The organism is Caldimonas mangrovi (genome assembly GCF_023721835.1).
GTDB lineage: Bacteria > Pseudomonadota > Gammaproteobacteria > Burkholderiales > Burkholderiaceae_C > Caldimonas > Caldimonas mangrovi.
On the sequence record NZ_JAMKFE010000004.1, the window covers coordinates 385,657 to 409,132 of the forward strand.

24 protein-coding genes are annotated in these 23,476 nt (G+C 69.7%); 16 read left to right on the forward strand and 8 right to left on the reverse strand.

The genetic code is table 11. From position 1 onward, the window contains the following. Positions 1 to 789: an alpha/beta fold hydrolase gene (locus M8A51_RS09300; RefSeq protein ID WP_251777930.1), complete on the reverse strand. Its 789-nt coding sequence runs from the start codon at positions 787 to 789 to the stop codon at positions 1 to 3. Positions 790 to 1,166: 377 nt separating this feature from the next. Here M8A51_RS09300 and M8A51_RS09305 point away from each other — a divergent pair, with 377 nt between their 5' ends. Continuing rightward, positions 1,167 to 1,607, forward strand: a complete 441-nt coding sequence (locus tag M8A51_RS09305; protein ID WP_251777931.1) for a hypothetical protein — start codon at positions 1,167 to 1,169, stop codon at positions 1,605 to 1,607. A gap of 163 nt (positions 1,608 to 1,770) precedes the next feature. On the opposite strand, the gene M8A51_RS09310 is transcribed toward M8A51_RS09305, so the two are convergent. Together M8A51_RS09310 and lhpI are read right to left on the reverse strand one after the other, a co-directional pair. Continuing rightward, the gene (locus tag M8A51_RS09310) at positions 1,771 to 2,232 is read right to left on the reverse strand and encodes an SH3 domain-containing protein (protein ID WP_251777932.1); all 462 of its coding nucleotides are present in this window, start codon (positions 2,230 to 2,232) and stop codon (positions 1,771 to 1,773) included. 142 nt (positions 2,233 to 2,374) lie between these two features. Continuing rightward, entirely contained in the window at positions 2,375 to 3,292 is a 918-nt protein-coding gene (gene lhpI, locus M8A51_RS09315) for a bifunctional Delta(1)-pyrroline-2-carboxylate/Delta(1)-piperideine-2-carboxylate reductase (protein ID WP_251777933.1), read from the reverse strand. Here lhpI and M8A51_RS09320 point away from each other — a divergent pair. The 7 genes from M8A51_RS09320 to M8A51_RS09350 all read left to right on the forward strand — a co-directional run bounded on the left by M8A51_RS09320 (position 3,291) and on the right by M8A51_RS09350 (position 9,003). Next, entirely contained in the window at positions 3,291 to 4,457 is a 1,167-nt protein-coding gene (locus M8A51_RS09320; protein WP_251777934.1) for an NAD(P)/FAD-dependent oxidoreductase, read from the forward strand. The genes lhpI and M8A51_RS09320 overlap by 2 nt on opposite strands. A 232-nt stretch (positions 4,458 to 4,689) precedes the next feature. Beyond that, positions 4,690 to 4,899, forward strand: coding sequence for a transcription antiterminator/RNA stability regulator CspE (cspE, locus tag M8A51_RS09325; protein ID WP_251777935.1), 210 nt, complete (start codon positions 4,690 to 4,692; stop codon positions 4,897 to 4,899). Positions 4,900 to 5,050: 151 nt separating this feature from the next. Beyond that, positions 5,051 to 5,299 (forward strand): hypothetical protein, encoded by a 249-nt coding sequence (locus M8A51_RS09330; RefSeq protein WP_251777936.1) that lies wholly within the window; start codon positions 5,051 to 5,053, stop codon positions 5,297 to 5,299. Between the two features lie 12 nt (positions 5,300 to 5,311). Then, positions 5,312 to 5,542, forward strand: a complete 231-nt coding sequence (infA, locus tag M8A51_RS09335; RefSeq protein ID WP_251777937.1) for a translation initiation factor IF-1 — start codon at positions 5,312 to 5,314, stop codon at positions 5,540 to 5,542. A 77-nt stretch (positions 5,543 to 5,619) separates the two neighbouring features. Beyond that, positions 5,620 to 6,636 carry a MerR family transcriptional regulator gene (locus tag M8A51_RS09340; RefSeq protein WP_251777938.1) on the forward strand — a complete coding sequence of 339 codons (1,017 nt, stop codon included), beginning with the start codon at positions 5,620 to 5,622 and terminating at the stop codon, positions 6,634 to 6,636. Between the two features lie 43 nt (positions 6,637 to 6,679). Beyond that, a complete protein-coding gene (locus M8A51_RS09345; protein WP_251777939.1) occupies positions 6,680 to 7,990 on the forward strand; it encodes an MFS transporter in 1,311 nt (436 codons plus the stop codon). A gap of 77 nt (positions 7,991 to 8,067) precedes the next feature. After that, the gene (locus M8A51_RS09350; protein ID WP_251777940.1) at positions 8,068 to 9,003 is read left to right on the forward strand and encodes a 2-hydroxyacid dehydrogenase; all 936 of its coding nucleotides are present in this window, start codon (positions 8,068 to 8,070) and stop codon (positions 9,001 to 9,003) included. A gap of 5 nt (positions 9,004 to 9,008) precedes the next feature. Here M8A51_RS09350 and M8A51_RS09355 read toward each other — a convergent pair whose 3' ends face one another. Further along, positions 9,009 to 10,547, reverse strand: coding sequence for a hypothetical protein (locus tag M8A51_RS09355; RefSeq protein ID WP_251777941.1), 1,539 nt, complete (start codon positions 10,545 to 10,547; stop codon positions 9,009 to 9,011). Positions 10,548 to 10,671: 124 nt separating this feature from the next. Beyond that, positions 10,672 to 11,628: an AraC family transcriptional regulator gene (locus tag M8A51_RS09360; RefSeq protein ID WP_251777942.1), complete on the reverse strand. Its 957-nt coding sequence runs from the start codon at positions 11,626 to 11,628 to the stop codon at positions 10,672 to 10,674. A gap of 141 nt (positions 11,629 to 11,769) precedes the next feature. Between M8A51_RS09360 and M8A51_RS09365 the strand changes: the two genes are divergently transcribed. Next, positions 11,770 to 12,447, forward strand: coding sequence for an NAD(P)-dependent oxidoreductase (locus tag M8A51_RS09365; RefSeq protein ID WP_251777943.1), 678 nt, complete (start codon positions 11,770 to 11,772; stop codon positions 12,445 to 12,447). Positions 12,448 to 12,454: 7 nt separating this feature from the next. Here the strand turns inward: M8A51_RS09365 and M8A51_RS09370 are convergent, their stop codons facing one another. Then, entirely contained in the window at positions 12,455 to 12,988 is a 534-nt protein-coding gene (locus M8A51_RS09370) for an SRPBCC family protein (RefSeq protein ID WP_251777944.1), read from the reverse strand. A 233-nt stretch (positions 12,989 to 13,221) separates the two neighbouring features. Between M8A51_RS09370 and M8A51_RS09375 the strand changes: the two genes are divergently transcribed. Continuing rightward, positions 13,222 to 14,631, forward strand: coding sequence for an MFS transporter (locus M8A51_RS09375; RefSeq protein WP_251777945.1), 1,410 nt, complete (start codon positions 13,222 to 13,224; stop codon positions 14,629 to 14,631). On the opposite strand, the gene M8A51_RS09380 is transcribed toward M8A51_RS09375, so the two are convergent. Continuing rightward, entirely contained in the window at positions 14,628 to 14,903 is a 276-nt protein-coding gene (locus tag M8A51_RS09380; RefSeq protein WP_251777946.1) for a hypothetical protein, read from the reverse strand. The genes M8A51_RS09375 and M8A51_RS09380 overlap by 4 nt on opposite strands. Positions 14,904 to 14,944: 41 nt before the next feature. Then, positions 14,945 to 16,879 (reverse strand): acyl CoA:acetate/3-ketoacid CoA transferase, encoded by a 1,935-nt coding sequence (locus M8A51_RS09385; protein ID WP_251777947.1) that lies wholly within the window; start codon positions 16,877 to 16,879, stop codon positions 14,945 to 14,947. Between the two features lie 117 nt (positions 16,880 to 16,996). Between M8A51_RS09385 and M8A51_RS09390 the strand changes: the two genes are divergently transcribed. The 6 genes from M8A51_RS09390 to M8A51_RS09415 all read left to right on the forward strand — a co-directional run bounded on the left by M8A51_RS09390 (position 16,997) and on the right by M8A51_RS09415 (position 23,469). Then, positions 16,997 to 18,157 (forward strand): GGDEF domain-containing protein, encoded by a 1,161-nt coding sequence (locus M8A51_RS09390; protein ID WP_251777948.1) that lies wholly within the window; start codon positions 16,997 to 16,999, stop codon positions 18,155 to 18,157. Between the two features lie 92 nt (positions 18,158 to 18,249). Continuing rightward, positions 18,250 to 19,419, forward strand: coding sequence for a zinc-dependent alcohol dehydrogenase (locus tag M8A51_RS09395; RefSeq protein ID WP_251777949.1), 1,170 nt, complete (start codon positions 18,250 to 18,252; stop codon positions 19,417 to 19,419). 31 nt (positions 19,420 to 19,450) lie between these two features. Beyond that, a complete protein-coding gene (locus M8A51_RS09400; RefSeq protein WP_251777950.1) occupies positions 19,451 to 19,990 on the forward strand; it encodes a hypothetical protein in 540 nt (179 codons plus the stop codon). A 113-nt stretch (positions 19,991 to 20,103) separates the two neighbouring features. Then, on the forward strand, positions 20,104 to 20,298 hold the full coding sequence (locus M8A51_RS09405) for a hypothetical protein (RefSeq protein ID WP_251777951.1): 195 nt from the start codon (positions 20,104 to 20,106) through the stop codon (positions 20,296 to 20,298). A 4-nt stretch (positions 20,299 to 20,302) separates the two neighbouring features. Next, positions 20,303 to 23,077: a sensor histidine kinase gene (locus tag M8A51_RS09410; RefSeq protein ID WP_251777952.1), complete on the forward strand. Its 2,775-nt coding sequence runs from the start codon at positions 20,303 to 20,305 to the stop codon at positions 23,075 to 23,077. Beyond that, positions 23,074 to 23,469 carry a response regulator transcription factor gene (locus tag M8A51_RS09415; RefSeq protein ID WP_251777953.1) on the forward strand — a complete coding sequence of 132 codons (396 nt, stop codon included), beginning with the start codon at positions 23,074 to 23,076 and terminating at the stop codon, positions 23,467 to 23,469. The genes M8A51_RS09410 and M8A51_RS09415 overlap by 4 nt, the downstream gene beginning before the upstream one ends. Positions 23,470 to 23,476: the final 7 nt, after the last annotated feature.

Genomic DNA, 23,476 nt, shown 5'->3' on the forward strand with positions numbered 1-23,476 from the left:
TCAGTTGCTGTCGCCGACGGACAGCTCGAGCCCCGCCGGCGTGTCGCCGGCTGGCTTCTGCCCGTACGGTCGCCAGGCCCCTTCGGGCTGGCCGAGCCGGTCCGCGAGGATGGTCCAGACCCGGGTATTCCACACCAGGCCCACATGGCTTGCCTCGTTGACCTCGATGCTTTCCACCTGTGGCGCGTCGCGTTCGACGCAGCACTGCCATGCGACGACGCCGTCGGTGCGGCTGTAGATCGCGGTGGTGGGCACGTCGGGTGGCGTGCACAGACGCATGCGCAAGACCTCGTCGACCACCGGCTCCTGACCAGACAGCAGACGGTAGAGCCAGCCGACATTGGTGTTCTCGCCAGTGCCGCCGAACGGCGCGCCGAGCGTCACCACCTGGCGCACCGCCTGCGGCACTTTCTTGGCGACTTCGCGTGCATAGATGCCGCCGAGGCTCCAGCCCACCAGGCTGACGCGCCGGCCGTGCTCGCGCTGGTGGGCCAGCACGTCGGCGCACAGCTCGTCTATCCAGGCTTCCAGGTCGCCTTTCGGGCCGGTATTGACGCCGCGGCCCCAGTCGGAGGCCGCGTAGCCCAGCCGTTCGCAAAAGCCGCGCAGCGGGCCGACGGCCATCCTGTCGGCCGCCAGGCCGGGGAAAATCACGACCGGATGCCCGTCGCCGGGTGGCAGGTGGTCATGCGATGCCAACCGGCTCGCGGCGAATTCGAGCGCGGCGCGCACGGGTTCCAGCGCCAGCAGCGCGAACGGCGGAGAGTGGGCGAGGGCACCGGTCGTCATGAACGCCTTTCTTGGAATCGTGGACAGACGCAGCAAGAGCCACTTCGGCCTTGCAAGACGGGTACCCGCTGGCGGGCCGCTCCCGTGTCGAAGATGCTTTCGATATGAACGGATGCTAGGGACGCCGGTCCGAAGAAGCGATTCCCGGGACGCTGACGCGCGCGTCGGCGCCGTCCGACACGTGGTCTTGCGGTGGTGTGGGCGGCAAAGCTGGCCGGTCGAGGCGAGTTTTTACGTGTTGGCGGCCCGGCAGGCGGCCGCAACGGGCGAACGGCGTGGGCATGCCGTGTGCAGGCAACCGGGAGCGCGCCGTGCAGTCGCGCCTTCCCCGGGGCGGCATGCCCCTCGATCCGCACACCTATTCAGGAGCACACTACATGAACGCACTGCAGCGAACCCTTGCGCTGACCAGCTTGTCTGCTGCCGCCGTCTTCGTGCTGGCAGGCTGCGACCGCCGCGAGGAAACGGCCCCCGAGCCGGTGGTTCAGGCCGATCCGACGGCCCCCGCAACGGGCACCACGCCGGGCGCCGCAGCCGGAACGGCGGGCGGCACCGGGGCGGCCGGCATGGGCGATGCCGGCACGACCGCAGGCGGAACGACCGCACCGGCCGATGCCGGCGCCGCGACCGGCAATGCAGGGACAGCGGGCGCAATGGGATCGGCGGGCACCACGCCATCCACGGACGCGACCGGCAGTACCAGCGCCACTGGAACCGGTGTTCCGGGATCGACCGGCACCACCGGCACGCCGATGACCGAAGAGGAGCGCCGTCGCCAGCAGGACCAAGGCGGCACCACCACGAGCCCGCAGCAGTAGCGCGTGTGGCAGGGGGGCCGCCTGGAACGGCCTCCTTCGGCGCGGTTGAAGTGCCCGCCGCCGCTGGTCCGGCCCCGTGATCTCAACGCGGCGCGCGTGCGCTCACCGACAGCACGTGCGAGGGTTCGAACGGTGGAAAGCCGGCCGCTTTGGCGGCAGTCGATCACCAGCCCCAGAGCAGGCGCCGGGCGATCCATCCCTTGACGCCGCTCTGGTGGCTCACCTTGACCCAGCCTTCGCGCTTCTCGAGCGTGCGGACCACCTCGCCGTACCGCAGCTTGCCGACGACGCGCGTTTTGGTGCTGGGGCCGCTGCGCACGTTGGCGATGCTCGCCTTGACGACGTGGTGCGGACGCTTCGATGTCAGCGGCCGGTAGACCCAGCCCTCGTCTTTCTCGAAATCGCGCACCTTGACCCACTTGCCTCGCTGCGCGACCACCTGCAGCGGATAGCCCCGGCTGAGCAGCCACAGCGGCTCGTGCTGCGTGCCGGCCCCGGTGCGCATGTTGATCTCGTTGCGTGCGACGCTGACCATCTGCCTGGCTTCGACGACGGGAATGAGCAGGGCCGAGAACAGGAGCGTGAGAGAGAGCAGGCGGCCGCACATTCGTCGTGCTTGAGGCATTGGTGATCCTTTCGTCGAGCGTGGTGGAAAAAAATGAGCCGGCAAGCGGCATGAAGGCCGTATTGTCCGGGTCACCACGGCGACCGTCCACCGGGGATGGCCCGCAAGCCAATGCGTGGCGGGTGCGTGCGCGCGAGGTCGTTCACCGCCTCCGGGGGCAGACCACCAGTTGCGCCGCCGCGAGGTCCTCGACAGCGGTGCCCACCGACTTGAAGAGCGTGATGTCGCTCGGGCCGAGCCGGCCCGGGTGCAGCCCGCGCAGCAGCTCGGCCAACTCGGCGGCCACTTGCTCGCGCGTGATCACGCCGCGTTGCAAGGGCTGCACCAGATCGCCCGCTTCCTTCAGGGCGCCTGCGTAGGTGTCGACCACGATACGCGAGCGGGCCACCGCGTCGTCGTCGACTTCGCGCATGTCGGGCTTGAAGCCGCCGACGAGGTCGAGGTGCGCGCCGGGCGCCAGCCAGGCGCCGCGCACCAGCGGCTCGGTGGACGTGGTGGCGCAGCAGACGATGTCGGCGCCGCGTGTCGCGCCTTCCAGGTCATCGGTGGCGCCGGCCGGCAACCCCTGCGCCGCGAGCGCTTGCGCCAAAGCTTGTGCAGGCGCTGCACGCCGTCCCCAGACGAGCACCCGTTGCAGCCCCGGCCGCAATGCGGCGTGGGCGCGCGCCATCCAGCCGGCGAGACGGCCGCTGCCGACAACGAGCAGCGTGCGTGCATCGGCCCGCGCGAGTCGTTGCGCGGCCAGCGCCGAGGTGGCCGCGGTGCGGCGCAGCGTGAGAGCCTCGCCGTCCAGCACGGCCAGCGCTTCGCCGCTGCGGCGGTCGCACACCAGCACGGCAGCCCGCACGGTGGCGGCCGCGCCCGGGATCACGGTGACCAGCTTCAACACGATCACCTGCGGGTTCCAGGCCGGCATCAGCAGCAGCGTGTCCTGCTCGGACAGGGCGTGCGCATGACGCACCGGCGCCTCGGCACCGGCGACAAAGGCGGCTTCGAGCGCCCGCGCGAGCGGCGGCCACGGCAGCGCTGCGTGAACCTCATCGGCTGAGTAGACTCGCATGGTGCAAACCAGTGTAGTGATCGTCGGTGGCGGTGTCATGGGCGCGGCGACCGCGTGCTTTCTGGCGCGCGATCACGGCGCACGCGTCACGGTGATCGAGCGCGACCCGAGCTACACGTGCGCATCCAGCGCCTTGTCGGCCAGTTCCATCCGCCAGCAGTTCTCGACGCCGGTCAACATCGCGTTGTCGCAATGGAGCCTGCGGTTCATGCAGCGCGTCGGCGACGAACTCGCGGTCGGCGACGATCGCCCGCAGATCGGACTGGTCGAGCCGGGCTACCTGTACCTTGCCACGCCGGCGGGCGTCGACGCCATGCGGGCCAGCCACGAAGTGCAGCGCGCCGCCGGCGCCGACGTGCACCTGCTGTCGCCGCTGCAATTGCAACATCGTTTCGACTGGCTCGCGGTCGACGGTCTCGCGCTGGGCTCGTGGGGCGCCAGCGGCGAGGGCTGGTTCGATGGCCCCGCCTTGATGCAGGCGTTGCGCCGCAAGGCGGTTGCCTGCGGCGCGCGTTTCGTCAAAGGCGAGGCCAGCCGCTTCGTCACGGCAGCCGATCGCGTGGTGGCGGTGCAATGCACCACCGGAGAACTCCACGAGGGCGATGCCTTCGTGCTCGCTGCCGGCGCGTGGTCGGCGTCCTTGTCGGCTCAGCTTGGCCTCGAATTGCCGGTGTCGCCGCGCAAGCGCGACGTGTTCGTGCTCGACACGCCGGCGGTGCTGCCCGCCTGCCCGCTGGTCATCGACCCGAGCGGCGTGTGGTTCCGTCCCGAGGGGCGCGGCTTCATCGCAGGCGCGCCGCCGCGCACCGACGAGCCGGACGAGCCGCTCGATCGCATCGACCACGCCCTGTTCGACGAATGGATCTGGCCCGTGCTGGCCGCACGCGTGCCGGCGTTCGAGGCCTTGCGCGTGCGGTCGTGCTGGGCGGGCTACTACGAGATCAACGCGTTCGACCACAACGGCTATGCCGGCCTCCTGCCCGGCTGGCGCAACGCCTATGCGGCCTGCGGCTTCTCGGGCCATGGCATGCAGCATGCACCGGCGGTGGGTTGCGGCATGGCCGCGCTGCTCGCCGGCGGCCGCACCGATGCGCCGGCGCTCGATCCGCTGGCACCGGCACGCCTCCTGGAGAACCGGCCGCTGGTCGAGCGGCACATCATCTGAGGGCCGCTGTGCTTGCAGCAGTGTGGGGCGAAAGCCACTATTCCCATCATGTGGAACCGCAAGAGAGTAGTATTCGCCCCCGTAGGTATGCACAAGACCGTCTGTTCGTAGGTCTCTTCAGTTTTCTGCCGGCCCGCCCGGCAGGTTCCCGTGGACTCTCCCGTTGATGACTTTCTTGGCGTCTCTGCACTGCGCCAGCATGTGCTGCGCATGACTTGAAAGGAATCAACATATGACGACTCAAACCGGAACCGTGAAGTGGTTCGACGACGGCAAAGGCTTCGGCTTCATCACCCCTGATGACGGCAGCAAGGACCTGTTCGCGCACTTCAGCGAGATCCAGGGCAACGGTTTCAAGAGCCTCGCCGAGAATCAGCGCGTGAGCTTCGAAGTGACGCAGGGCAAAAAAGGCCTGCAAGCTTCTAACATCCGCCCTGCTTGACAGGCGCGAGCCGCCTCGCGGGCGGTTCCTCGGCCCGCAGCGGCGGGCCCCATTGCATGCGCGTGGCAGCCTCGTGGAGGCTGCCGTCGGCGCTGGAACGACAGACAGACGACCGCCGTCGCAACGCGATGACGCACCGCGCGGGCGGCCCATGGAGAGCTACATCAGCACCTCGATACAAACTGGCAAGTACTTGATTTCACCGCTGTCGCGTCGATTGCACGACGGCAGCTACGCTGCGTCGGTCTCGATCCGCAGCGGCACAGGCAGCGCCACGCACGACCGCGTGCTGCGTCTCGTTCCGGTGTTCGACTCACAGCAAGCCGCCCTCCGCTATGCGACCCAAGAAGGTCTGAGCTGGATCGGCGCGGCGCGTGTTCCCCCATCTTCATTGATCTAAGGAGAGACTGGCATGGCCAAGGAAGAACTCATCGAGATGAACGGCGTGGTCAACGAAATCCTGCCCGATTCACGCTATCGGGTCACGCTCGACAACGGCCACCAACTGGTTGCCTACACGTCGGGCAAGATGCGCAAGCACCACATCCGCATCCTCGCGGGCGACGCGGTGTCGCTCGAACTCTCGCCCTATGACCTGAGCAAGGGCCGCATCACCTTCCGTCACCTGCAACGTCGCAACTGACGTGCTGCGCTCGCCGCAGGCTTGAGTCTGACGTAACGTCAGACTTCACACTGGAAGGCTGACTTCCGGAGAGCGCCTTGCTCAGAATCGGCGAACTCGCCCGGCACGCCGGGCTCACGGTGCGCACGCTGCACCACTACGACGCCATCGGCTTGCTCAAGCCGTCGGCACGCTCCGAGGGCGGCTACCGCCTGTACACGCAGGCCGAGATCGCGCGGCTGCACGGCATCCAGGCGCTGCGCCACCTGGGGCTGTCGCTCGACGAGATCCGCGGCCTGCTCGACGAGGGCGGGCGCGCCACGCTGCCGGCCATCGTCGAGCAGCAGATCCGCTCGCTGGACCGCCAGATCGAGCAGGCCACGCAGCTGCGGCGGCTGCTGGCGTTGCTGCAGGACAAGTTCGCAGCCGGCGAGCAGCCCGACACGGGCGACTGGCTCGCGACGCTGCGTTCCATGACCACCTGCGACAAGTACTTCAGCCCGGACGAACTGAAGCTCATCTTCGGCAACTGGTCCCGGGTGGCCGAGGACTTCGCCGAATTGATGGCCGACATCTGCCGCTCGATGGAGCAGGGCGTGGTGGCCGACAGTCTGGCGGTCCAGCCGCTCGCGCACCGCTGGATGATGCTGATGAGCACCTGGCTCGGTGGTGACCTCGACCTGATGCAGCGCTGGGGCGAGATGTACAAGCGCGAGCACGCCACGCACAACAGCAGCGGGCCGTCGCTGGCCATGGTGCGATACATCGAGGGGCCCATCGACCAGCGCCTGCAGGCCTTGCGGCGCCACCTGACCTGGGACGAGCTACGGCGTCTCAAGCCGGTGCCGCAACACGAGTGGACTGCGCTGGAGGCGGCCGTGCGCGACGCGATGCAGCACGCCGTCGCGTCTTCCAGCGAGGCCGCGCAGACCCTGCATCTTCGCTGCGTCGGCCTGTACGACCGCATGGCCGACCGCGACGAAGCGCTGCGTGCCCGGCTGCTGGCCGCCTATGCGGCCGAGCCGGTCCTGGCGGCCGGCACGCCGCTGCCCGCCGATGTGCAGGCCTATCTGCACGCCGCTGCGCACCAGCTGCTTGACCCTCTCGTAGCGTGAGGCAGCAGACTCCTTGCCTGATCGAAAGGGAAGGAGCTTTTCCATGACTCGAACCACCCCACCGGACGGCGACCGAGCCGCGCTGTTCCGCGACCGCAATTTTCTGTGGCTGCTGGCCGGCGGCGCGATCTCGATGCTGGGCGACCAGTTCACGCTGATCGCATTGCCCTGGCTGGTGCTGCAGATGACCGGCGATCCGCTCGCACTGGGCCTCGTGCTCGGGCTGGCGAGCCTGCCGCGCGCACTGCTGATGCTGGTCGGCGGCGCGCTGGTCGACCGCTATGCGCCCAAGCGCGTGATGATGTGGACCAAGCACGCCAGCAGCGCCGCGCTGCTGCTGCTGGCGGTCCTGCTCGCCACGGGGCAGGCGACGCTGTGGACGATCGGCGCACTGGCCTTCGTGCTGGGCCTCGCGATGGCGTTCAGCATCCCGGCCGGCACGTCGATGCTGCCGCACGTCGTGGCCGCTCGGCACCTGCCGGCTGCCAACGGCGTGATGCTGGGCCTGCGGCAGATGTCTTTCTTCGTGGGGCCGCTGCTGGCCGGCGGGGTGATCGTCTGGTTCGGGCAGGGCGCATCGGAAGCGGCGATGGACACGCACGGACTGAGTGCAGCCTTTTTGTTCGATGCATTCAGCTTCGCGCTGTCGGCCTGGACGCTGTCGAAGGTGCGCCTGCTCGGGCAGACGGCAGCGGTCACCGGCGGCCACCCGGCCGTGTGGTCGTCGGTGATGCAGGGTTTGCGCTGGTGCTGGCAGGACCGCGACCTGCGCACCTGCTTCCTGTACTGGGCCGCGATCTCGCTGCTGATCACCGGGCCGCTGCAGATCGCGTTGCCGGTGCTGGCTCGCGAGCTGCCAGCGCCGGGGGCAGCTGCGTTCGGCCTGTTGATGGGCGCGCACGGGGCCGGCACGTTGCTGGGCATGGTGTTCGCGGGTGCGCGGCCGACCGCCCGCGTGCGCAACCTCGGCACGACGCTGCTGCTGGTCGACGCCTCGATCGGCGTGCTGGTGATGCCGCTCGGCCACATCGCCGCGCTGTGGCAGGGGCTTGCGTTGCTGATGCTCATCGGGCTGCTCGGCGGCTTCGTGCAGGTGGCGGTGTTCACGTGGATCCAGCGCCGGGTGCCGGCCGCCTACCTCGGGCGGACGATGAGCATCTTCATGTTCATCTTCATGGGGCTGGCGCCGGTGTCGGCCTCGGTGACGGGCTGGGTGATGCGGGAGGTCACGACGGCGCAATTGTTCCTCGCGTGCGGGGGGCTGATGCTGGCGGTGGTGGCGGCGGCGCTGCTGTCGTCGCGCATGCGGCATATCGCCGACGGGCCCGGTGCCACGGCGGCTGCCGGCCGTTGAGCGCCGCCGAGCGCAGGGCGCGCCGGCGCCCCGACGCACTACCATGCGCCCATCCCCGAGACTGTGCTTCTTCCACCATGAACCGACCGCTGCTGCTCGCGCTCGTCCACCTGTCCGAGGCTCATCGCGAGCTGATCTCCAGAGACTACGAACTGCTGTATGCGCCGAGTGCCGCCGAGCGTGAATCGCAGGTGCGCGAGCGCGGCGGCGAGGTCCGCGTCGTGCTGACCAACGGCACCACGGGCCTCACCGCGGCCGAGATCGACGCGATGCCGCGGCTCACGCTCGCCAGCGCCCTGGGCGCCGGCTACGAGAACCTGGCGCTGGACGCGGCACGCCAGCGTGGCATCGCGGCCAGCAACGGTGCCGGCTCCAACGACGACTGCGTCGCCGACCATGCCTGGGCGCTGTTGCTGGCTGTGGTGCGCGCCATTCCGGCCCAGGACCGCGCCTGCCGCGACGGCCTCTGGCGCGACAGGCTGCCGCTGCGCCCGCACCTCGCGGGCAAGCGCCTGGGCGTGCTCGGGCTGGGCACCATCGGCCGCAAGATCGCGCGGCGGGGGCTGGCGTTCGAGATGCAGGTGGGTTACCACAATCGCTCGCGCCGCAACGACGCCGAGCATGCGTACTTCGACAGCGTCGGCGCACTCGCCGAGTGGTGCGACTGCCTGGTCGTCGCGACGCCGGGCGGTGCCGGCACCCGCCATCTGGTCGACGCGCAGGTGCTGGAACGCCTGGGGCCGCATGGCTATCTCGTCAACATCGCGCGCGGCAGCGTGGTCGACACCGCGGCGCTGGCCCAGGCGCTGCGCGAGGGGCGCGTCGCAGGCGCCGCACTCGACGTGTACGAGAGCGAGCCGCAGCCGCCGCTGGAACTGCTCGACTTGCCCGGCGTGGTGCTGACACCGCACGTGGCGGGCTGGTCGCCCGAGGCGATCGATGCGTCGGTGAGCTTGTTCCTCGAGAACGCTCGCCGGCATTTCGCCGGCGAGCCCCTGCTGACGCCGATCTGATCGCGCTACCAGCGGCAGCCGTCGCCCTTCAGCGTGTCGTTTGCGAGCGGCACCACGGCGAGCAGGCCGCGGTCGCGATAGGCCGTCCGGCAATCGGGCTGCGCGGCCTTCTCCATGTCTTCGGCGAGCTTGGGCTTGCGCACGGGCGGCGGCGGCATCAGTGACAGCGCGCCGCGTGAGCCGCGGTTCATCGTCGGTCCATAGCGCGGGCCGGTCACCTCGAGATTGAGCGGGGCCGGCGCGGGTGCTGCGCCGGTGGCCGGTGCGCCCGTAGCGGCATCGGCCGCAGCAGGCCCAGGGCGAGCTGTCGGTGTTGTCGCGCCGTCGGCCGGGGCGGAGGGCGCCGCCGACGGGGGGGCCGCGGGCGCAGGGCGCGGGGCCGTCTGCGGGGCATCGACCGGCTCAGGGGCGCGCGGCGCGGGCGTGACGGGCGCGGGCGCCGGCGCTACTGCAGCGGGCGCCGGCTCTGCGGATGGTGCCACCGGTGTCGGCACAGGGGGCGCCGGCTCCACCACCGCCGGCGGTGCTGGCGGGACGACTCGCGCGGGCTCGGGAGCCGGCAGGGGCGCCGGCACGACGGGCGCCGGCTGCGATGCGGCCGGCTCCGGCGGGCGCACGGCTTCCTCGACGGGCAGGGGGGGAGGCGGCAGCGGTGCCGGTGTGGCGGGCTCGACCGGCTCTGGCACGGCGGACGGCTCCACTGGCAGCGGTGCCGGCGCGGGGGCAGACGCCGGCACGTCAGGCGTGGGGGCCCCTGACGGCGGCACGGGCACCGGTGCGGGCGGCGGCATCGTGGGCAGCGGCGACGGCTCACTCTCGGTTTTCGGCGGCGCGTCTCTGAGCAGTGGCTGCGGCTCTGGTTCGATGGGGCGCACGGGCGCCGGCGCAGGCTCGCGCGGTGCCGGGTCCGGAGGCGGGGACGTGGCGCGCTCGGGTGGCGCCGGCTCCAGAGGAGCGGCGTCGCGGGGGACCGGTTCCAGGGGGCGCGCTTCGGTGCGAGGCTCGGGGGCGACGACAGCGGCTGCGGGTGCCTCGACGCGGGGCGTCGGCAACGGCGCTTTAAGAGGGGCCGGTTCGGCCGGCACCGTCGCTGGCGCGGGAGCCGGTGTGACCGCCGGCGCAGCGGCCGGCCGCGGGGGCGCGGCGTCAGGTACTGAGGTCTCGGGTCGGGGCGCGGCCGCCTTGCGCGATGTCGGTGCTTTTTCCGGCGGCGCCGGGCGAGGCAGTGCGGGCTGCCGCGGCCGGCTCGGCGGGGGTGCGGCGGCCAGGGGCGGTGCACGCTGCAGTTCGACCGTCGCTGTGCCGCGGGCTGGCTCGGTGCGTGCGACAGGGCCTGCAGGCGCTTGCGACCGCCCGGTGGCCACTGGCGGGGTCGGTGGACCGAGCGGCACATTGCGCCAGCTCACCGTCAGCGCGTCGTTGCTGCGCACGCCGTCCGGCGACCCGCCACCCTGCACCGTGCCGAACACCAGCACCAGCAGCAGGTGCAGCAGCACCGCCAGCGTCACGCACTGCGTGAGCGAGGTCGGACGGGCGCCGGGCATGTCCCAGCGAGGCGGGGGAAGGCTGAGCGTGTTCACATCGGGGCGCCGGCCATCGGCACGAGGCGCACCTTAGCTCAAGCGGCCACGCCTCGGTATGCGGGCGCACGCGCGCAGCCTGGCGGTTTCATGCGACGGCCGGCTGGCGCCGCACGGCGCCGGGCGGCCGGCCGGTATAGCGCTTGAACGCGCGGCTGAAAGCGGCCTCGGACTGGTAGCCGAGCCGGGCACCCGTCTCGGCGACACCGGTGGCCGACTCCTTCAGCCAGCTCTCGGCCAGGTGCATGCGCCAGCGCGTCACGTACTGCATGGCGGGCTCGCCGACGAGTTGCGTGAAGCGCGCCGCGAAGGCCGAGCGCGACATGGCAGCCTCGGCCGCCAGCGACGCCAGCGTCCACGGGTGTGCGGGGTCACGGTGGATGCGGACGATCACGCGGCCGAGCTGCCGGTCTTGCAAGGCGCGCAGCCAGCCGGTGTGCGTGGCCGAGCCTTGTTCCAGCCAGGCGCGGATGGCCTGGATCACCAGAATGTCGGCCAGGCGTGTCATGACGGCTTCGCCTCCGGGCCGCATCTGCTGGGCTTCGGTCGCCATGAAGCGCAGCGTGCTGTACATCCATTCGGCCTGCGGCGGGCGCGACGCGTCCACGGCGATCACCGCCGGCAGCATCTGCACCAGATGCCGGGCCGCCGGGTGCTCGAAGCGAACCGCACCGCAAATCATCTGCACCGCGTCGCCGCCGCCGCCATGGCGCAGTACCTCGTAGCGCTCGCTGGCAATCTCTCGCGGCAGGTCGAACAGGCCCACCGCTGGCGCCCCGGGCTCGCTGAGCAGGCGGTGCCCATGGCCGTGCGGCACCAGCACCAGGTCGCCGGGCTGCAACTGGCGCATCGGCTCGCCGGGCACCTGCAGCCAGCAGCGGCCGGCGGTCACGACGTGGAACATCAGGCAGTCCGGCATCGGCGGCAGGTCCACGCCCCAGGGGGCGGTGACCTCGGAGCGGCAATAGAAGGTGCCGCTCATGCGCAGGAAGTGCAGGGCTTCGCCGAGCGGATCGGCGGTGTCCCAGGGCGGGTTGGGGTTCATCCGCAGGATGGTGCTCGCTGAATGACGATTCGTCCATCAAGTCTGGACGAATGAGCATGAAATCAGCGATGTTTGCCATTCAAAGTGCTGATCCTGCAAACCATACTGGACTCCATGTCAACCCAACCCGTGGAGATGAAGATGCAGACGAAACAAGCGACGACGATGAAGGTGCTGGTAATCGGTGCGAGCCGCGGCTCGGGCGCGGCGGCGGTGCAGGCATTGCTGGCGGCCGGCCATGAAGTGACGGCGTTCTCGCGCCAGAGCGTCGCGTCGCAAGGCGCCTCGCCGCGCCTGAAGGCGGTGGCCGGCGATGCGCTGCAGGCCGGGGATCTGGACCGGGTGATGCCGGGGCACGATGCGGTCGTCGTCACACTGGGCATCAGCGAAGACGCGCTGAGGGTGCGCCTGCGTGGGCCCCGCGACTCACCGTTGGATGTGCGCTCGCGCGGTACGCGCCAGGTGATCGACGCGATGCGCCGGCATGGTGTGCGCCGTCTGGTCGTCCAGACCAGCTTCGGCGTCGGCGAGACGCGCGACAAGCTGCCGTGGCTCTACCGAATGATGTTTGCGCTGTTGCTCAAGCCGCAGATCGCCGACACCGAGCGGCAGGAGCGGGCGGTGCGCGAAAGCGGGCTCGACTGGGTGCTGGCGCAGCCGGTGAACCTGACCGACGGCGACGAGGCTGACGCGGTGCTGGCGTCGGCGCAAGGCGACGTGCGCGGCATGAAGGTGGCGCGCCGGCAGGTGGCGCGCTTCCTGGCACAGGCGGTGGGCGACAGGGCCTGGCTCGGCCGCTCGGTCGCGCTGTCGGCCTGAGGCGTCTTCACTGCCGTTGTTCGGCCACGCGCTTCAGGTTGGCCAGGCCGGCCTCGAAGTCGGGGCCGACCATGCGGTCCATGCTGACGAACACCTGCATCAGCTTCGACAGGTACGGCGCCGGCCCGTGCATGGACCAGGTCACCAGGGTGCCGCTGCCGGCCGGCGCAAGCGTGAATTCGGCGGTGTTGTGCGCCTCGAAGGGCTTGAGGAAATCCAGCTGGATCTGCACGCGCGAGGGCTCGTTCGACTCGACGATCTCCATGCGGCCCTGGCCGACGTCGCTGTTGCCGTCCCAGGCGTAGACCGCCCCCTTGCCGGCCGGGGCGCCGCTGTGGGTGCGCTGCATCGCCGGGTCCTTCTTCTCCCACGGCGACCAGGCGGTCCAGCGGTGGAAGTCGTTGATGTAGGGGTGGACCGTGGCCGGGGGCGCGTCGATCGTGGTGCTGCGTTCGATGCGGAAGGTGTCGGGCAGCGTGGCGGCGTAGATCAAAACGCCGATGAACAGGGCGGCGACGATGCCGGCAAGGGTCTTGAGCATGGGTTCTCCTCCATAGGGGTCACGATAACGGGCGTCGTGAGCTGCGCCACCGGGGCGGTGGCGCAGCCGACTCCTGCACGACGAACGGTCGGGGCGGATTTCGACACGCGGCGCGCAGCTTGATCGGCCCGCGACATGGCGTCAAGCGCACGCATGAAGTGCATGCCGTGCGTCTTCCGCCATGCCGGCGGCGCGACTAGCCTTGCGTCATTGCATGTCAGCCGCTCGTCTCCATGTCGACCACCGCCACCTCGCCACCCTGCGCCGCTCCCGAACCTGCCTCGCCGGCCTGGGCGCTCGCCGGCTTGTCGCTGTCCATGCTGCTGCCCTCGCTCGGCATCAGCATCGCGAACGTCGCGCTGCCGACGCTGTCCACCGCGTTCGGTGCCTCGTTCAGCGAGGTCCAATGGATCGTCCTGGCCTATCTGCTGGCGAACACGACGCTGGTGGTCAGCGCGGGGAGGCTGGGAGACGTTGTCGGGCACCGCAGGCTGCTGGCCGCCGGGGCGGCGCTTTTCGCGCTCGCCTCGGTCGTGTGTGCCGTCGCACCCGTGCTATGGCTGCTGATCGCCGCGCGAGCGGTGCAAGGCGCCGCGGCCGCCGTCATGATGGCCCTCACGATGGCCCTGGTCGGGCAGACCGTGCCGAAGGCGAGGACCGGCCGTGCCATGAGGTGGCTGGGCACGATGTCCGCGGTCGGCACGGCGCTCGGCCCGTCGCTCGGCGGCCTGCTGATCGCCCGGTTCGGTTGGCCGGCGATCTTCCTGATCAACCTGCCGTTGGGCCTGCTGGCGGCACTGCTGGTGCTGCGCCACTTGCCCGCCGAGCGCGCGGCAGCGGGCCCGGACCGGCCCGGTTTCGACGGCACCGGCACGCTGCTGCTGGCCGCGACGCTCGGGGCTTATGCGCTGGCCATGACGACGGGGCGCAGCAGTTTCGGGCCGGTCAACCTGGCCCTGCTGGTTGTCGCCGTCGCAGGCACCGGGCTGTTCGTGTGGGTCGAGAGGCGTGCCGCATCGCCCTTGATCCGCCTTGGCGTGTTTCGCGATCGGGCACTCGGTGCCAGCCTGGCGAGCGGCCTGCTGGTGTCGGCCGTGGTGATGGCGACGCTCGTGGTCGGGCCGTTCCATCTTTCCGGTGCCCTGCGGCTCGACGCCATGCAGGTCGGCATCTTCATGTCGATGGGGCCGGCAGTCTCCGCGCTGACTGGCGCGCTGGCGGGGCGGCTGGTGGACCGGTTCGGTGCTTCGCGCATGGCTACCGGCGGCCTGGCAGGAATGGCGGCAGGTTGTCTTGCATTGTTCGCCTTGCCGGTGACGCTGGGCGTCGTGGGCTACGTCATGCCGATCATGGGGGTTACCGCGAGCTACGCGCTGTTCCAGGCGGCCAACAACACCGCGGTCATGGCCGAGGTGCCGCAGGCACAGCGTGGCCTGATCTCCGGGTTGCTGACCCTGGCGCGCAATCTCGGTCTCGTGACGGGGGCATCGGCGATGGGCGCGGTGTTTGCGCATGCCTGCGGCACGGCCGACGTCAGCACCGCGCAGCCCGCGGCCGTGGCCGCCGGCATGCAACTGACGTTCGCGGTCGCGGCGGCGCTGATGCTGGTGGCGCTGGCGATGTCCGCGGCCGGCCGCCGCTAAGGCACGGCGCGGCCGGGCGGGTCGGGTTCGCGGAAGTCGTCCGGCGTCGCCTCGTTCAGCGCGACCTTGGCCATCTGCAGGGCGCCGGTCGCGGTGGGTCCGTCGAACAGCACGACCAGTTGATCGACCGCCTCGGCGGCGGAGATGCCCTCCGGGCGCGGCTGTTGCGTGCCGGCGAGGATGCGCTGCGCGTCGGCGACGAGGTCCATGTAGGCGCGCAACGCCATTTCTTCCGGGCTCATCGTGCCCCCGCGGGTGGAGGTGTCGGCCATGATCGGTGCCCTCGGTGGTGGTCGAACCCGAGCAGCAAACATCAGTCCCGCACGCCCGCGTGCGCCTCCTCGGCAGTCTCGTAGATGTGCGGCGCCATTCCACGTGCGGCCAGCGCCGGCCCCAGCTTGGCGCGCAGGAAGCTGCTGGTGCTGTAGCGCGTCACCTTCAGGTAGTAGCGATCGACCAGGCCCCGCACCATCTCGGTCCAATCGTCCTCGACCAGCGGGTCGAGCTGGAAATGGTCGTAGTTCACCACGCCGTACACCTTGCGCTGAAGCGGCGCCAGACGCGCGACAACTTCGCGGCGCACGGCTTCCACGTCGTCGCGGGTGCGAACGGCCAGCCGCTCGAAGTTGATGAACAGCGTGTTCTGCTCGGCGTCGTAGGCCAGCCGGTCGGGCAGCGGGCGCATCAGCAGGCGGGCGCGCAAGCCCATCGGCCCGTCGCGGAACAAGGCCGCATCCATCACTGCCGGCTGCCGCTCGATCACCGGGACGAAGCCCATCAGCGCGAGCACGTCGCGTTCCGGGTCGAGCCCGGGAGCAATCTCGATCAGCTCCAACCCGCGTTCGTGCAGCCGGAATACGCAGCGCTCGGTGACGTAGAGCACGGGCTGGCCGCGGCGCAGTGCCTCGCGGCCGGAGAAGGTGCGGTGCTCGACCTGCGAGACGAACTTGCGCGCACCGTCACCGACCGTGAAGGTGCCGACGAAGACGACCTTCTTCGCGTTCTGGCTGATGTTGATGAAGCCGCCGGCCCCGGCCAGGCGCGGGCCGAATTTGCTGACGTTGAGATTGCCTTCGGCGTCGGCCTGTGCCAGCCCGAGGAAGGCGATGTCGAGGCCGCCGCCGTCGTAGAAGTCGAACTGGTAGGGCTGGTCGATGATGGCCTGCGTGTTGACCGCGGCGCCGAAGTTCAGGCCGCCCGCTGGAATGCCGCCGATGACGCCCGGCTCGGCCGTCAGCGTCAGCAGGTCGATCACGCGTTCTTCGGCGGCCACTGCGGCCACGCCTTCCGGCATGCCGATGCCGAGGTTCACCACGCTGTTGGGCAGCAGTTCGAGCGCGGCGCGTCGGGCGATGATCTTGCGGGGGCTCATCGGCATCGGCGCCACGCTGCTCGCGGGCACCCGGATCTCGCCGGCGTAGGCCGCGCTGTACGGCTCGGCGAACGTCTGGTGGTGGTACTCGGGCTTCTCGGCCAGCACCACGCAGTCGACCAGTGCCCCGGGGATCTTCACCTCGCGCGGATTGAGTGTGCCGCGCTCGGCCAGCCGCTCGACCTGCACGATGACGATGCCGCCGCTGTTGTGGGCAGCCATCGCAATCGCCAATGCCTCGAGTGTCAGGGCTTCGCGTTCCATCGTCACGTTCCCGTCGACGTCGGCGGTGGTGCCGCGCACCAGCGCCACATGGATCGGAAAGCTCTTGTAGAAGAGGTAGTCCTCCCCGTCGATCTCGAGGCGGCGCACCAGGGTATCGGGCGTGCGTTCGTTGACGCGCCCACCGCCGTGGCGCGGGTCGACGAAGGTGCCGAGTCCCACTTTCGAGACATGCCCGGGCTTGCCGGCGGCTATGTCTCGGAACAGGTGCGAGATCACGCCTTGCGGCAGGTTCCAGGCATCGATGCGGTTGTCCACAGCGAGCTTCTGCAGTGCTGGCACCAGCCCCCAGTGTCCGCCGATGACGCGCGCCACCAGGCCTGCGTGGCCGAAGTGGTTGAGGCCGCGGCTCTTGCCGTCGCCCTGGCCGGCGGCATAGACCAGCGTCAGGTCGCGCGGCGAGGTCGTCTCGATGAAGCGCTGCTCAAGTGCCACGGCCAGGTTCTCGGCAAAGCCGATGCCGACGAAGCCGCCGGTGGCCACGGTGTCGCCATCGGCGATCAGCCGCACGGCGTCGGCTGCACTCACCACCTTGCCTTGCGCCGTGCCCCTGAGAGCGGCCACGCGCTGGCGAGCCTTGTCCTGGTCGGTCATGGGTACTCCTCAGTCGCACATGTTCCGTCGCGCACCGGATCTCGACCATGAGGACAGTTCCTAGTCGACAGCTGTTTTTCTGCGCCCGACGCCGTCCTCCATGGCATGATCGACCGCATGCCCGAGCTTCCTCACTCCGCGACGCGCGTCGCGAGCCAGGCTCAGCCCGTCGTGCCCCAAGACCGGCCGGCAGGTGCCAGCGCGCGCATGGATGCCAAGACGCGCATCCGCCTGCGCATCGCGGCCTTTGCCGGCGCCGACTACGCGGTCAACGTGCTGATCCTTTTCTGCTACGCGGCGGTCGGCACCATCAGCTACCAGGTGCCGTGGCAGATCTTCGGGCTCTCGCTGCTGGCCAATGCTGCCTTTCTCGGCAGCATCGCGTCCGGCCTGTCCAGGCGGCTGCCCGATCCCTCGCTGACCGCGCCGCAGGTGGCGGCGGCGTGTGGCGTCAACATGGTCGCTCTGACGCTGGCACCGCAGATCGGCTACATGTTCGTGATCAACGTGTTCGTGCCGCTGTGTTACGGCAGCCTGTACTTCGAGCGGCGCGCCTTCCTGCTCGCCTGGGTGCTGCTGACAGCGGCCGTCGGGCTGGCCTTGTGGTCGACCGGCTTCCACCTCGGCATGGCGCTGTCCAGACCCGAAGAGAAGCTGCTGTTCCTGATCAACGTCGCGGTGGTGCTGGGACGCTTCCTCGCGATCAACGCCGAGGTGTCGCGGCTGCGTGCGGGCCTGCACCAGCGCAACAAGGCGCTGGCCGAGGCCACGGCGCGGCTCGAACACCTGGCGACACGCGACGAGCTGACCGGCCTGCCCAACCGGCGCGAAGCGCTGCGCGTGCTGCGGGCCGAGTGCGAACGCGCCGATCGCAACGGCTCGCGGTTGTGCGTCGCCATGGTCGATGCCGACCACTTCAAACACATCAACGACCAGCACGGCCACCACACCGGCGACGACGTGCTGCGTGAATTGAGCGGCGCGCTGCAAGCCGCGCTGCGCACCGCGGACCACGTGTTCCGCTACGGCGGCGAGGAGTTCCTCGTGCTGCTGGTCGACTGCGACGCCGCCGATCCGCTGGCGCCCGTCGAGCGCGCGCGCGCCGCGGTGGCCGCGCACCCATGGGATCGGCTGGTGCGCGGTCTGCGCGTCACCGTCTCGATCGGCTCGGCACAGCGCCAGCCGCACGAAGCGGTCGAGCAGGTGCTGCGTCGCGCCGACGCGGCGCTGTACGAAGCCAAGACGCAGGGCCGCAATCGCGTGCAGCTCGCGCGGTAGACCCTTCGGGCATCCCGCTTGCTGCCCTGGGCCATGCGGCTGGCGCCGAGCGCCCGGGGGGTCCGGGCCCGTGCCGGCGGGGAGACACGGCTATGCGCGCCCTGTGCTGGCACGGCAAGAACGACATCCGCCATGAAACGGTGCCCGACCCGAAGATCGAGCACGGGCGCGACGCCATCATCAAGATGAGCTGCTGCGCGATCTGCGGCTCCGACTTGCACCTGTTCGACGGCTTCATGCCGGGCATGAAGCCGGGCGACATCATGGGCCACGAGTTCATGGGCGAGGTGGTCGAGGTCGGCCGCGACAACCAGCGCCTGAAGGTCGGCGACCGGGTGGTCGTTCCCTTCACCATCACCTGCGGCGAATGCGACCAGTGCCGGCGCGGCAACTTCTCGGTGTGCGAGCGCAGCAACCGCAACAAGGACCTGGCCGACAAGGTGTTCGGCCACACCACGGCCGGCCTGTACGGCTACACGCACCTGACGGGTGGCTACCCCGGCGGGCAGGCCGAGTACGTCCGGGTGCCGTTCGCCGACACCGGGCCGGTCAAGGTGCCCGACGGGCTGACCGACGAACAGGTGCTCTTCCTGGGCGACATCTTCCCGACCGGCTGGCAGGCGGCGGTGCAGTGCGACATCCAGCCGACCGACACGGTGGCGATCTGGGGCGCCGGGCCGGTCGGCCAGATGGCGATTCGCAGCGCGGTGCTGCTGGGGGCCAGGCAGGTGGTCGTGATCGACCGTCTGCCGGACCGGCTCAGCATGGCGAAGGCCGGCGGGGCACTGACCATCAACTTCGAGGAAGAAAGCGTCGTCGACCGCCTCAACGAATTGACGCAGGGCAAGGGCCCGGAGAAGTGCATCGATGCGGTCGGCATGGAGGCGCACGTCACGCGCTCGATCGACTCGATGTATGACCGCGCCAAGCAGGCGGTCATGGCCGAGTCCGACCGCCCGCACGTGCTGCGGGAAATGATCTACGTGTGCCGCCCGGCCGGCACGCTGTCGGTGCCCGGTGTCTACGGCGGGCTGGTCGACAAGATCCCGTTCGGGGCGCTGATGAACAAGGGGCTGACGCTGCGCACCGGCCAGACCCACGTGAACCGCTGGACGGACGACCTGCTGCGCCGCATCGAGGAAGGGCAGATCGACCCGTCCTTCGTGATCACGCACCGCACCAGCCTCGAGCAAGGACCGCAGATGTACAAGACCTTCCGCGCGAAGGACGATGGCTGCATCAAGGTGGTCATGCGGCCCTGATCGACCCCACTTTCCCTGTACAGGTGAACCCATGAAGTATTCGTCGCAGAATCCCTTTCCCCGCCGCCCCTCACCGACCCGGGTCGCGCGCGGGCTCGGCCTCTTCAGCCTGGGCCTGGGGCTGGCCGAGGTGATGATGCCGGACGCCATCGCACGCTCGCTCGGCATGCCCGGCAAGGCTTCGATGGTGCGGGCCTTCGGCTGGCGCGAGATCGTCGCCGGCGCCGGGCTGCTGATGGCCGGCCACCCGCGCTTCTGGGTCTGGAAGCGGGTGGCCGGGGATGCACTCGACCTGTCGGTGCTGGCGTCGGCACTGCACGCGGGCAACCCGCACCGGGCGACGGCCATGGCGGCCTTTGCGGCGGTTGCCGGCGTCACGGCACTCGACCTCGGTTGCGCACGGGCGCTGCAGGCCGAGGAGCGCCGCCGCAACAGGCCCTGGGCCGACTACAGCGACCGCAGCGGCCTGCCGCAATCGCCGGAAGCGATGCGCGGCGTCGCCGCGGACCTCGAACTGCCGCGTGACATGCGCACGCCTGAGGCCTTGCGGCCCTACGGCACACTGCATTGAGATCCCCGTTGCACGGGGCGGTCGAAGCCTGCCCGCCGCGGGTTCCCCGCCTTCCTGCATGCGCGTCGTTTCCACCATAATCCGCGCGACGACACGATGAGGGGACGACCGACATGGCCCATCGCGCGAACCGGGCTCAGCGGCTGGTGGCGCTGTTCCTGCTGGGCTGTTTGCTGTTCAGCTTCCCGCTGCTGTCGATCTTCAATTCCGACAGCACGGTGTTCGGCATTCCGGTCCTGTACGCCTATCTGTTCGCTGCCTGGGCGGCACTGATCACGCTGGCCATCGTCATCGTCGAACGCAGCTGACGCCATGTTGCTCGGCGGCGTCATCCTTCTCGCGTCGTTGGCCTACCTGGGCGTGCTGTTCGCCATTGCGTACTGGGGCGACAAGCGTGCCGATGCCGGCCGCTCGCTGATCGCCAACCCCTACATCTACGCGCTGTCGATGGCGGTGTATGCCACCTCGTGGACCTTCTACGGCAGCGTCGGCCGCGCGGCGGCCAGCGGCGTCGGCTTCCTGCCGATCTATCTCGGCCCCACGCTGATGGCGGCCCTGTGGTGGCTGGTACTGCGCAAGATGATCCGCATCAGCAAGGCCAACCGCATCACCTCGATCGCCGACTTCATCGCGGCGCGCTACGGCAAGAGCAGCCTGCTCGGCGGCCTGGTCACGGTGATTGCGGTGGTCGGCATCATTCCGTACATCGCGCTGCAGTTGAAGGCGGTCTCGGCCAGCTTCCTGATCCTGCTGCAATACCCGGCCGTGGTGATGCCGCACAAGGGCGAAGCGGTGGACCTGTTCAAGGACACGGCGCTGTATGTGGCGCTGCTGCTGGCGGCCTTCACGATCGTGTTCGGCACCCGCCACCTCGACGCCACCGAACGCCACGAGGGCATGGTCGCCGCGGTGGCGTTCGAGTCGGTGGTCAAGCTGCTGGCCTTCCTGGCGGTCGGTGCCTTCGTCACGTTCTGGCTCTACGACGGTTTTGCCGACGTGTTCGCGCAGGCGCGTGCGTTGCCGAACATCGAGGAACTGCTGACGCTGGGTGGCGCGGCGGGCACCTACGGCTCGTGGGCCTCGCTGATCTTCCTGTCGATGCTGTCCATCCTGTTCCTGCCGCGGCAGTTCCAGATCAGCGTGGTCGAGAACGTCAACGAAAACCACCTGGCCAAGGCCATCTGGCTGTTCCCGGCCTACCTGCTGGCGATCAACGTCTTCGTGCTGCCCATCACCTTCGCCGGGTTGATGCACTTCCCCGGCGGGGAGATCGACGCCGACACCTTCGTGCTGACGCTGCCGATGGCGCACCAGCAGGAGGCGCTGGCGCTGTTCGTCTTCATCGGCGGGTTGTCCGCGGCCACCGGCATGGTCATCGTCGAGACCATCGCGCTGTCGACGATGATCTGCAACGACCTGGTGATGCCCGTGCTGCTGCGCTGGAAGGGCTTGGCGCTGGCGCAGCGGGCCGACCTGTCTCGCCTGCTGCTGGGCATTCGCCGCGGCGCCATCGTGCTGCTGATGATGCTGGGCTATGCCTACTACCGCATCGCTGGCGAGGCCTATGCGCTGGTGGCCATCGGGCTGGTGTCGTTCGCGGCAGTGGCGCAGTTCGCGCCGGCGATGCTGGGCGGCATGTACTGGAAGCAGGGCACCCACGCGGGCGCGCTGACCGGCTTGTCGCTCGGCTTTGCGTTGTGGGCCTACACGCTGCTGCTGCCGTCGTTCGCCAAGTCGGGCTGGCTGCCGATCGCCTTCGTCGAACAGGGGCCGTGGGGGGTCGAGTGGCTGAAGCCGCTGGCGCTGTTCGGGCTGAACGGGCTGGACGACATCAGCCATTCCTTGTTCTGGAGCCTGCTGGCCAACATCGGCGGCTACCTGCTCGTCTCGCTGCTCGGCCGGCAGAGCATCCGCGAGCACGCACAGGCGCTGCTGTTCGTCGACGTGTTCAAGGTGGCCGGCGGCGGCTCGGGCCTGTGGCGCGGCAGTGCTTCGGTGCACGAGATCGTCACGCTCGTCGGGCGTTTCATCGGCCCGGCGCGCGCCAACGACGCCTTTGCCGACTACGCCGCCCAGCGGGGCATGAAGTCGGCCGCAGCGCTGCAGCCGGACGCAGCCCTGGTGCACTACGCCGAGAACCTGCTGGCCGGTGCCATCGGCGCGGCGTCGGCCCGCGTGATGATCGCGTCGGTGGTCAAGGAAGAGCCGCTGAGCATGGAAGAGGTGCTCGACATCCTGGACGAGGCCTCGCAGCTGATCGCGTACAGCCGCAAGCTGGAGCAGAAGTCGCGCGAGCTGGAGGCCGCCACCGCCGAGCTGCGCGAAGCCAATGCCCGGCTGCAGGAGCTCGACCGGCTGAAAGACGACTTCATCAGCACCGTCACGCACGAGCTGCGCACGCCGCTCACGTCGATCCGGGCGTTCTCGGAGATCCTGCAGGGCCAGCCCGACATGGAGCCGGTGCGGCGCGAGCAGTTCATCTCCATCATCGTCAAGGAGAGCGAACGCCTGACGCGGCTGATCAACCAGGTGCTCGACCTCGCGAAGCTGGAGTCGGGCAACGCCGAATGGCATTCCACCGAGCTGGACCTGAAGCAGGTCATCGACGATGCCGTCTCGGCCACCAGCGGCCTGATGCGCGAGCACGGCGTGACGCCGACGCTGCGCCTGCCGCCCGCCGTGCCGCCCGTGCGCGCCGACCGTGACCGGCTGATGCAGGTGATGCTGAACCTGATCTCGAACGCCGTGAAGTTCTGCGACCGCGACGACGGCCGCGTGGCCATCGCGCTGCATGTGCTGAACGACCGCCTGCGCGTCGACGTGCGCGACAACGGGCCCGGCATCGACCCGCTGCACCACGAAACTGTCTTCGAGAAATTTCGCCAGGTGGGTGACACCATGACCGGCAAACCGCAGGGCACCGGACTGGGGCTGCCGATCAGCCGCCAGATCGTGCAGCATTTCGGAGGCACACTGTGGGTCGACAGCGTGCTGGGGCAGGGTGCCACCTTTTCCTTCACGCTGCCGCTCGATGTACACCGTGCGCCGCCACGGCAGGCCGCGCCGCAGGAGACAGACATTCCATGAACGCCACCGTGTCGAAGCAGACCGTCCTGATCGCCGACGACGAGCCCAACATCGTCATCTCGCTCGAATACCTGCTGGAGCAGGCCGGCTACCGGGTGATCGTGGCGCACGACGGCCAGGAAGCATTCGAGGCGGTGGTCCGCGAACGGCCCGACCTGGTGCTGCTCGACGTGATGCTGCCCCGTTTGAGCGGCTTCGACGTGTGCCAGAAGATCCGCGAGGACGCTGCGCTGCAGCGCGTGCGCGTGGTGATGCTCACCGCCAAGGGCCGCGAGGTCGAGATGAGCAAAGGCATCGCGCTCGGCGCCGACGCCTACGTCACCAAACCGTTCTCGACGAAAGAACTGCTCGCGCAGATTGCCGAGCAGTTGGGGGCGCTGCCCGGCGCATGAGCCGTCC